The 2,498-nt window shown below is 47.3% G+C and carries 1 protein-coding gene; it reads right to left on the minus strand.

What is annotated here, in order from left to right; translation table 11 throughout:
• Window positions 1–2,498: condensation domain-containing protein (locus tag AC59JO_RS29520; RefSeq protein WP_497309992.1), on the minus strand; the 2,498-nt coding region annotated here is incomplete at both ends.

Below are 2,498 nucleotides of genomic sequence, written 5' to 3' on the forward strand. Positions count from 1 at the left end.
GTTGGTGTGGCGCTCAGTATCGTTACCGACTCTTTTGAAATCAGGTGGATGATATCATCTGCGTCTTTACCGCCTTCTTTTACGATCACTACTTTTGCGCCGCTGAGCAGTGCCGGATAAACTTCCTCGCACATCGTATCAAAGGATACTGATGACTGCTGCAGTACTTTATCGCCCGCTGTGATCCCGAAGTAGTTTATAAAACCGGTACAGTAATTGGAGATACTTTGGTGCTCCACCATGACACCTTTCGGTTTGCCTGTTGAGCCCGAGGTATACATGATGTATGCCAACTGCTTTGGTTCAATGGTGATGTTCAGGTTTTCACCGCTTTGGCTTGCAATTTCCTCGTTGTTATCTAATTCGATAACATTGGCTTTTTCAAAATTGGTTTTGCTTGTGCTGCTGCTTAGCACAATGCTGGCTTTGGCATCTTCCAGGATATAACTGATCCGCTCTTTCGGGTAATCCAAATCAACCGGTACATAGGCTCCACCGGCTTTCAGAATACCCAGGATACCTGTTATCATATTGGGGCCTCGCTCTATGCAAATCGCTACAAGCGTTTCTTTGGTTACGCCTTGTGCTTTTAAATAGTGCGCTATGCGGTTCGATTGCTCGTTCAGCTCCTGATAGCTTACTGTTTCGCTTTCAAATACCAATGCAGTTGCAGTTGGCGTTGCTGCTACCTGTTTTTCAAAAAGGCTAACAATACTTTCTGCATTTGGATAGTTTGTTGTCGTTTCGTTGAATGCCTTTAATTGCCTTTCTTCTGCTTTGCTTAGCAATTGCAGTTTACTGATAGGAGTATTATCGGGTTCATTGGTTACTGCTTTGATCAGCTCCTCATAGTGCCCTGCCATTCTTGCAATGGTTCCTGCTTCATACAAATCGGGATTATATTCCGCTATGATCTTGATCCCTTCCCTGCTTTCCTCTGCATTATAACTCAGGTCATATTTACTTGACTGGTCGCCGGGTTTTTCGCTGCTGATTTTAATGTCACCCAGTTCAAGTACCGGGATCACGGCTGTATTCTGCAGCGCAAACATCACCTGGAACAGCGGGCTACGGTCCAAATCCCTTTCTTTGACTACCGCTTCTACTACTTTTTCAAACGGTACTTCCTGATGGCCGTAAGCTTCCAGTGTGGTTTGCTTTACTTTGTTTAGCAATTCTGTAAACGTTTCATCGCCGTCCAGGCCTGTCCTCAGCGCCAGCGTGTTTACAAAAAAGCCGATCAGTTCCGCTATTTCTTCTCTATCTCTGTTAGCCACAGGTGTCCCTACACAGATATCTTCCTGACCGCTGTACCGATATAGCAGCACTTTAAATATGGCCAGCAGCGTCATGTACAGTGTTGCTCCCTGCTCCAGGCTCAGCTTCTGCAGTTTTGCCGCTTGTTCTTTGCTTATCGTAAACTCGTATAATGCACCTTTGTCGCTTTTTTGTACGGCGGGGCGCATATGATCTGTGGGTAGCTCCAGCGTAGCTGTTCCCGCCAGCTTATCTTGCCAGTAGCCCAGTTTGCTTTGAAGCCTGTCTGCGTTAAGATATTCCCTTTGCCAGATCGCATAATCCGCGTATTGAATCTCCGGTGCTTTCAGCTCCGGTGTTTTACTTTTGTTGTAATCGTTGTAAAACCTGCTGAACTCACGTACCAGTACCGGCATCGACCAGCCGTCGGCAACAATATGGTGGAGCATCAGCAGCAATACATATTCGTCATCCCCCCTTGCAATCAACTCTGCCCTCAGCATATCGTCCTGCGACAGATCGAATGGCCTTACTGTTTCTTGAGCGAGGTAGTCTTTTAATGCTGCTTCGCTTTCGTTTGACTCGCTTTGTTTTAATGTCCAGTTGTTGGCTTTTACATACTGGTAGCCCTGGCCCTCGTGTTCCCTGATCACTGTACGCAATATCTCGTGGCGCTCCACTACTGTTTTCAGCGCGTTTTGCAGGGCGCCGGTATTGACTTTGCCCTGCAACTTTAACACTGCTGAGATATGGTACGGCACGCTGCCTTCCAGCCTGTCGATAAACCATAATCTTTCCTGGCTGTACGACAGCGGGATATATTCTGGTCGCGGTTCTGCTTTTTGTATAGTTCCCTCGGTTGTTGATTCTTCAACTTCCAGTCGTTTTGCCAAATCTGCAATGGTTGGGGATACAAACAGGTCACGGATCTTGAGCTCTTTATTCAGTTCCCTTCTCACCTGCGAGATCACCCGCATCGCCAGCAGCGAATGGCCGCCAAGCTCAAAGAAATTATCTTTTGTTCCTATCTTTTCTACGCCCAGCAGCTCTTCCCAGATTTTTGCCAGTTGTTTCTCTGTTTGGCTTTCCGGTGCGGTATAACTTTCCTCGTGACCGGCTTCTGCTTCCGGCAGTGCCTTTTTATCTGTTTTGCCGTTCGGCGTCAGCGGCAGGCTGTCCAGTCTTACCCACAGCCCTGGCACCATGTATTCCGGTAGCCTTTCGCGCAAATAGTTTTGAAG

This window comes from Mucilaginibacter sp. A5337, from assembly GCF_059690695.1.